Origin of the sequence: Mycobacterium simiae (assembly GCF_008370645.1) — a bacterium.
Lineage (GTDB): Bacteria > Actinomycetota > Actinomycetes > Mycobacteriales > Mycobacteriaceae > Mycobacterium > Mycobacterium simiae_A.
In genome coordinates this window covers 1-7,099 of record NZ_VTZN01000215.1, presented here as the reverse complement: position 1 = coordinate 7,099, position 7,099 = coordinate 1, and the positions used below count along the sequence as shown (strand labels likewise).

Here is a 7,099-nt window from a genome sequence, read left to right as displayed (position 1 = left end):
CGCGCCTTGCCTAGAGGCGAGCGAAGCGAACCAGTGGCGGGGCCGCGCGGAAGGCAAAGGCGCCGCGCTGCACTGCGAATAGCCCCCACACCACCTCAGAGGTTGCACCACGTCACATTGCCCCACCCGGCTCGCCACACAAGGTTGGCACCGGCTAGAAGCTGTAGCGCACTAGCGCAATCCGGCGGCCTGCTCGAGTTCGATCAACGCCGGCTCGATCGCGTCGGCCATCACGTCGATGTCGTTGGCCACCTCCGGTGTCGTCACGAAACCGAAGTCCAGATAATCCATATACGAGAAGCAGGTGATGTTGAGGGCTACGTCCATCACCGGCGGCCCAAGCGGTACAAGGGAATCTAGTTTGGCGCCGGCCATATATAGCGGGAACTGCGGCCCGGGCACGTTGGAGACGACGAGATTGATCGGGGCCAAGTTGTGCGACAGGCCGGTGGCCGTATACGCGCGAGCCGCCAGCTGCAGCAGGCCGGGCGGGGTAGTCTCGGTGAGTCCCATAATCTGGTGCGCCGAAAGCGCTTTGGCCATTTCTTTAGCGCTCTGGGTGCTCTCGTGGATGGCCTTGAGCCGCTCGGCAGGGTCTTCGACATGCGTGGCCAACGAAGCGGTCATCGAGTTGATCTGGTTCCCGACTTCGGACTTGGTCTCGTCGGTGCGGGTCGAGACGGGGATCTGCGCGATGAGGGGTTTTACGGGAAGCTCGTCTCGCTTATGCAGATACTCCCGGGCCGCCCCGGCCACCAGCGCGAGAACGACGTCGTTCAGCTTGACGCCGAACGCGTCTTTGACTGCCTTGGCCCGGGCCAGCTCGACACGCGTGCCGGTCACCCGCCGGTGCGGCGAAACCTGGGCGTTAAACCGGGTCTTGGGCGCGTCGAAGTAGCGCGGCGGTTTGCTGTGCACCCCCAACGCCGCGATCTGCTGACGCACCGTCTGCTCCACCAGCCTGGCTACCCGGAACGGTGTCATGATTCCGATGTTGATCAGCGCACCGAGCGCACGACGTTCCAGACCCGGGATCTGGAACCCGACAAATCCCACTGTCCCCTCTTGCGGCGGACGCGGTTCGGGCGTGACGTCTAGGAGAATCTCGCCCAACCCAGCACCGGAGACGCCATCCACGATGGCGTGGTGCATCTTGGTCAACGTCGCGATCCGGCGACCCTCGACGCCCTCAATCACCCACAATTCCCACAGCGGCCGCGAGCGGTCCAATTTGTAAGACATCAGCCGGCCGACGAGCTCCTCGAGCTCGCGCCGCCCACCGGGAGCGGGAACGCCGATGCGCCGGACATGGAAATCGATATCCAGGTCTTGGTCTTCGACGAACCACGGCCGGTCCAGGCCGAGCGGCGAACCCGTGACCTTCCACCGCAACTGCGGGATCTCAGGCAATCGCTCGCTGAGCAAGTCGCGCAGCCGCTGAAAGCAATAGTCGGGCGCTTGCGTTGGGTCACAGATCGCCAGCGCACCAACATGCATGTGCCAGCCTGCGGTTTCCGCGGACCAAAAGGCCGCATCAACACTGGAGAGACGCCTCATGCCGCGACCATAGCCGCCCGTGCCTCCCGGGGCCAGCGCTCCCGAAAATCTCGCACCGCACCGGCTTACTCGGCTACGCATCCTCCAGCAAGTCTGGCGTCACCGCAGACTCAGTGTCCGGAATCCCTTCCACCTTCGCCTTGCGATCAGCCATCGACAACAATCGCCGAATCCGTCCTGCTACAGCATCTTTCGTCATCGGCGGATCAGCGAGACGGCCCAGCTCCTCCAGCGAGGCCTGCCGGTGCTCGACACGCAATTTGCCTGCCGAAGCCAGATGATCGGGCACGCTATCGCCGAGTATCTCGAGTGCACGCTCCACCCGCGCCGCCGCCGCGACCGCCGCCCGGGCCGAGCGGCGCAGGTTGGCATCGTCGAAATTGGCCAGGCGGTTGGCCGTCGCACGAACTTCGCGACGCATCCGGCGTTCCTCCCATACCAGCCGGGTGTCCTGCGCCCCCATTCGAGTAAGCAAGGCACCGATCGCCTCACCGTCGCGCACCACGACACGATCGGCGCCACGCACCTCGCGGGCCTTCGCACTGACCCCGAGCCGGCGCGCGGCACCCACCAGCGCCAGTGCGGCTTCCGGACCCGGACAGCTGACCTCCAACGCCGACGAGCGTCCGGGCTCGGTCAACGACCCGTGCGCCAAAAAGGCTCCACGCCAAGCTGCTTCGGCGTCGCCGATAGTGCCGCCCACGACCTGCGCAGGCAGGCCGCGCACCGGACGCCCACGCACGTCGAGTAGTCCGGTCTGCCGGGCCAGCGCTTCCCCGTCATTGGCGACTCGCAGCACATATCGGGTGTTCTTGCGAATGCCGCTCGCCGACAACACATGCACCACCGCGTTGTAGCCGTACAGCTCGAAGATGTCCTTGCGCAGTCGCCGAGCGATGCCACCCAGATCCACCTCGGCTTCGACAACCACCCGGCCCCCGACGATGTGTAGGCCGCCGGCGAACCTGAGCAAGGATGTGACCTCGGCGCGCCGCGCGCTAACCGATTTAACTACCAAACGACTCAACTCGTCCTTGACTTCGGTCGTCATCGCCACGCGTCGTCACCCTTCGGTCTGTTGCCGTCCGGCCCCATGCACGCCGGTCTGCCGGCGTCCACCCTCGATGGGTATCTCCGGCGCTGTCACCGAAGACGTCGCCGGGTTTTTGTCCTGCGCCCGCACCGCATCCAGGACGGCCGCCAACTTGCCCGGGTCATGTAAAGGTGTACCAGGTCTAGCCACGTCGGCGAAGTGGACCTCGGCCTGCAGCAGCGTTGCGGTTCGGCGCAGTTGCTCCCGTTCCCGATCGCTGGGCACCCGCTCAGCGTCGATGATGATGTCGTGGACGGTGAATCCTGGCGCGTGCTGGGCCAGCACATGCAAATGGCGTTCCACCGAAAACCCCGCCGTTTCCCCGGGCTCGGCCACCAAGTTGAGCACCAGCGCCCGGCGCGCCGTGGTGGCCTGCAGTGCCGCGGCCAGTCCAGGCACCATCACGTGCGGGATCACGCTGGTGAACCACGAGCCGGGCCCCAGGACCACCAAATCGGCAGACATGATGGCGTCGACGGCTTGCCGGGTCGCCGGCGGGTCGACGGGCAGTAGCCGCACCCGGCGTACCTTGCCCGGTGTAGTCGCGATCGCCACCTGGCCGCGGATCAGGCGGAACATCCGTGGGTCCGACTCCAATCCCGACACATCGGCCTCGATCTGCAGGGCGATCGGGCACATCGGCAGTACCCTGCCCTTGACGCCCAGGATGCGCCCAAGCTCGTCGAGCGCGGCGACCGGATCGGCGAGCATCTCGGACAGACCGGCAAGAATCAGGTTCCCGATCGGATGCCCGGCCAACGCGCCGTTGCCACCGAACCGATGCTGCAGAATGGTCGCCCACAACCGACCGTGCGGGCTGTCAGAGGCCAAGGCGGCCAACGCCATTCGCAAATCGCCAGGCGGCACTACCCCGAGCTCGCTACGCAGCCGGCCCGACGAGCCACCGTCGTCAGCGACAGTCACAATCGCAGTGACATACGGAGTCAGCCGGCGGGCGGCGGACAACGTCGCATACAACCCGTGTCCGCCGCCCAAGGCAACGATATTGCGGCTACCGGATGCAGTCATTCGCGACCTAGATCCCGGTGCAGCACCCGCACCGACAGTCGCGGGTTCGAGCCCAGCAGCCCCATCAATGCTTCCGCGATCGCCACGCTGCGATGCTTACCGCCGGTGCAGCCGATAGCCACCGTCATATAGCGTTTCCCCTCCCTGCGGTAGCCGTCGAGGACCAGGGATAGCAACCGATGGTAATTCTGCAAAAACGCCGCCGCGCCGGGCTGACCCAGCACATAATCCCGCACCGCTGGATTTTGGCCGGTGAGCGGCCGCAACTCGTCCACCCAGTGCGGATTGGGTAAGAACCGTACATCCATGACCATGTCAGCGTCCATCGGAAGCCCGTACTTGAAGCCGAATGACTCGACGGTAATGCTGGTGGTCGCACCGCCGTCGCCGGCGAAGGCCCGCTCGATGCTTTCCCGCAAGCCCCGCACCGACAGCGTCGACGTGTCGATGATCAGGTCCGCGTTGGCGCGCACCGGAGCCAGCATTTTTCGTTCAGCGGCGATGCCCTCAGCCAACGTCTGCTGGCCCTGTAGCGGATGGCTGCGCCGATTCTGTTCATAGCGACGCACCAACATGTCGTCAGAAGCCTCCAGGAACACCACGCGGGGGGTGATGTTGCGCGTGGCCAATTCGTTGCGTACCGAGTCGAGGTCACCGGTGAACCCGCGCGAGCGCACGTCCATCACCACGGCCAGTTGGGTGATCCGCGACCCGGCTGCCAACCCAAAGTCCACCATGCGGGTAATCAGCTGGGGCGGCAGGTTGTCGGCAACGTACCAGCCTAAGTCTTCAAGCACCTTGGCGGCGGTGCCGCGTCCGGCCCCGGACAACCCGGTGACCAGAACCACGTCGATATCGGCTGGGGCATTGTTCTCAGGGCCCGACAGGCTGTTATCGGTCATTCCGGCGCTCCCGGCGCGTCCAGCAGCGCCTCAAGGACGGCCGTAGCGGTAGCTACACCGATACCTGGAACGGCAGTGATCTGATCTACGGTGGCCTCCTTGAGGCGAGCTATCGATCCGAAGTGGGTGACCAGCGCTTTGCGACGATGCTCGCCCAATCCGGGCACTGCGTCCAACGCCGATGCCGTCATTCTTTTGGATCGTTTGCTCCGATGGTAGGTGATGGCAAATCGGTGCGCCTCGTCGCGCACCCGCTGCAGGAGGTAGAGCCCCTCACTGTTGCGCGGCATGATGATCGGGTCCGGCTCGGCCGGCACCCACACCTCTTCCAACCGTTTTGCCAAGCCGATCACCGCGACATCGGTGATGCCTAGCTCGTCGAGAACAGCTTTGGCTGCATTGGCTTGTGGTGCGCCGCCGTCGACGACGTACAGGTTGGGCGGGTAGGCGAACCGGCGGGATTTGCCTTCCGGGGAAAGCAGGTTCGGATCGTTCTGGTCGCTCAGATGGCGTACGAACCGGCGCCGGGTCACCTCCGCGATGGAGGCGACGTCGTCGGAGCGTCCGTGTCCGGCTGCTGCCCGGATCCCGAAGTGGCGGTAGTCCGATTTGCGCGGTAGACCGTCCTCGAAGACCACCAGCGATCCCACCACGTCGGTGCCCTGCACATGGCTGATGTCTACGCACTCGATGCGCAGCGGCGCATCGGGCAATCCGAGGGTTTCCTGAATGTTTTGCAGGGCAGCTGATCTGGCGTTGAAGTCGCCGGCGCGCTTCAACTTGTGTTGCTGCAAGGCATCTTTCGCGTTGCGCTGTACGGTTTCGGCCAGCGCTCGCTTGTCGCCGCGGCGCGGCACCCGCAGTGTTACCCGGGATCCGCGCAGGCCCGATAGCCAGCTGGACAATTCTTCGGCGTTGGAGGGCAGGCATGGCACCAGCACCTCGCGGGGCACCGGGTTGACGGATTCGTCTGCGGCTTGTGTGGCAGGGAAACCCAGCTCCGCCTGCTCGCCGTAGAACTGGGTCAGGAATTGCTCGACCAACTGCTCCGCACTGGAATCACTGGGATCTCCGGACTTTTCGACGATCCAGCCGCGTTGGCCCCGAACCCGGCCGCCGCGGACGTGAAACACTTGCACGGCCGCTTCGAGCTCGTCGTCGGCAAATGCCACTACGTCCGCGTCGGTACCGTCGCCCAGTACCACCGCCTGCTTTTCCATGGCCCGCTTCAGCGCGGCCAGATCGTCGCGCAGGCGCGCGGCTCGCTCGAAGTCCAGATGCTCGGCCGCAGCGTTCATCTGCTGTTCCAACTCGCGGGCGTACCGGTCGGTCTTGCCGGAGAGGAAATCGCAAAAGTCCTCCACGATCTGGCGATGTTGCTCGGTGCTGACCCTGCCAACACAGGGCGCTGCACACTTGTCGATGTAGCCCAATAGGCAGGGACGCTCAATCTGCTTGTGCCGCTTAAACACTCCAGCCGAGCAGGTGCGTGCGGGAAAAACCCTGGTGAGCAAATCTAGCGTTTCGCGGATCGCCCACGCGTGCGAATATGGTCCGAAATAACGCACACCTTTGCGCCGCGGGCCCCGATAGACCATCATCCGGGGAAACTCTTCGTTGAGGGTGACCGCCAGCGTCGGATACGACTTGTCGTCGCGGTATCGGACATTGAACCGGGGATCGAACTCCTTGATCCAGTTGTATTCCAGCTGCAACGCCTCGACTTCGGTGTTGACCACCGTCCACTCGACCTTGGCTGCGGTGGTCACCATCTGCCGGGTCCTCGGGTGCAGATGCGCGACGTCAGCAAAGTACGACGTCAGCCTGCTGCGCAGGCTCTTGGCCTTGCCGACGTAGATCACCCGTCCGTGCGCGTCGCGGAACCGATATACGCCGGGCTCGACCGGGATAGACCCGGGCGCGGGACGGTACGTGGCGGGATCTGGCACGTATCCAGGCTAGTGGTCGCTAGAAGGGCGGGGGTTCATCGGGATCGGTTGGTGGGCTCGGGGTGTCGGCAGCGGCGACGAGCGCGGGCGTCTTGGCGGCTTGGCGGCTCTGGCGGTTGTGCCGGCGTTCGGCGTTATTGCGGTTGGCGCGCTTTTATACCCGGGTGCGGCAGGGAACGAGCATCATCGCGTCACGGCCCCCGCAGCGCGTGTCCGGCGTGGTGTTGTAGGTGTGTCCGTCGGGAAGATTCCAGATCACCGCCCGGTCGGGCACCTGCTTGTCCCGCCGGCGCCAGAACGTCTTGAGCAAACGGGCGGTCGCGAATATGCTAAAGACACTTCAGAGGACGAGCGTGCTTCAACCCTTGGACCCGAATAGTTGGATGGACCGGTTCGCGCTCTGCAGGGTCTCATCGGCTCTCGTCGCGATCTCATCGGCCTTGGGAGCGTTGGCGACCCCCAGCTGTCGGCGGTGAAGCCCCTAAGTGGTCCCGCTCGTAGTTCGTCGAGGGTCGCCCACACCCAGGTCTGTGCGAACGGTCAGTATGTCGCGCAGGAGTACGTTGCCT

Annotated in this window: 5 protein-coding genes and 1 pseudogene; all 6 read right to left on the bottom strand. The window is 64.8% G+C overall.

Annotated features, from left to right (window positions below; all coding sequences use genetic code 11):
- Positions 1-171 precede the first annotated feature (171 nt).
- The 6 genes and pseudogenes from F0Q45_RS23080 to F0Q45_RS28055 all read right to left on the bottom strand — a co-directional run bounded on the left by F0Q45_RS23080 (position 172) and on the right by F0Q45_RS28055 (position 6,840).
- Complete coding sequence (locus F0Q45_RS23080) at positions 172-1,557, bottom strand: WS/DGAT/MGAT family O-acyltransferase (protein WP_149656119.1); 1,386 nt, start codon at positions 1,555-1,557, stop codon at positions 172-174.
- A 73-nt stretch (positions 1,558-1,630) separates the two neighbouring features.
- Positions 1,631-2,608, bottom strand: coding sequence for a DNA-binding protein WhiA (gene whiA / locus F0Q45_RS23075; RefSeq protein ID WP_149656120.1), 978 nt, complete (start codon positions 2,606-2,608; stop codon positions 1,631-1,633).
- A pseudogene (gene yvcK / locus F0Q45_RS23070) lies at positions 2,605-3,679 on the bottom strand (uridine diphosphate-N-acetylglucosamine-binding protein YvcK). Before yvcK ends, whiA begins: the two are co-directional and overlap by 4 nt.
- Positions 3,676-4,581, bottom strand: a complete 906-nt coding sequence (rapZ, locus tag F0Q45_RS23065) for an RNase adapter RapZ (RefSeq protein ID WP_149656117.1) — start codon at positions 4,579-4,581, stop codon at positions 3,676-3,678. The pseudogene yvcK and the gene rapZ overlap by 4 nt, the downstream one beginning before the upstream one ends.
- Positions 4,578-6,530, bottom strand: coding sequence for an excinuclease ABC subunit UvrC (gene uvrC, locus F0Q45_RS23060; RefSeq protein WP_149656116.1), 1,953 nt, complete (start codon positions 6,528-6,530; stop codon positions 4,578-4,580). Before uvrC ends, rapZ begins: the two co-directional genes overlap by 4 nt.
- A 154-nt stretch (positions 6,531-6,684) precedes the next feature.
- The gene (locus F0Q45_RS28055) at positions 6,685-6,840 is read right to left on the bottom strand and encodes a hypothetical protein (protein WP_188113113.1); all 156 of its coding nucleotides are present in this window, start codon (positions 6,838-6,840) and stop codon (positions 6,685-6,687) included.
- Positions 6,841-7,099: the final 259 nt, after the last annotated feature.

Coding starts and splice junctions, on each gene's coding strand:
- rapZ (WP_149656117.1), bottom strand. CDS start 4,581: ATGACCGATAACAGCCTGTCGGGCCCTGAGAACAATGCCCCAGCCGAT.
- F0Q45_RS23080 (WP_149656119.1), bottom strand. CDS start 1,557: ATGAGGCGTCTCTCCAGTGTTGATGCGGCCTTTTGGTCCGCGGAAACC.
- whiA (WP_149656120.1), bottom strand. CDS start 2,608: ATGACGACCGAAGTCAAGGACGAGTTGAGTCGTTTGGTAGTTAAATCG.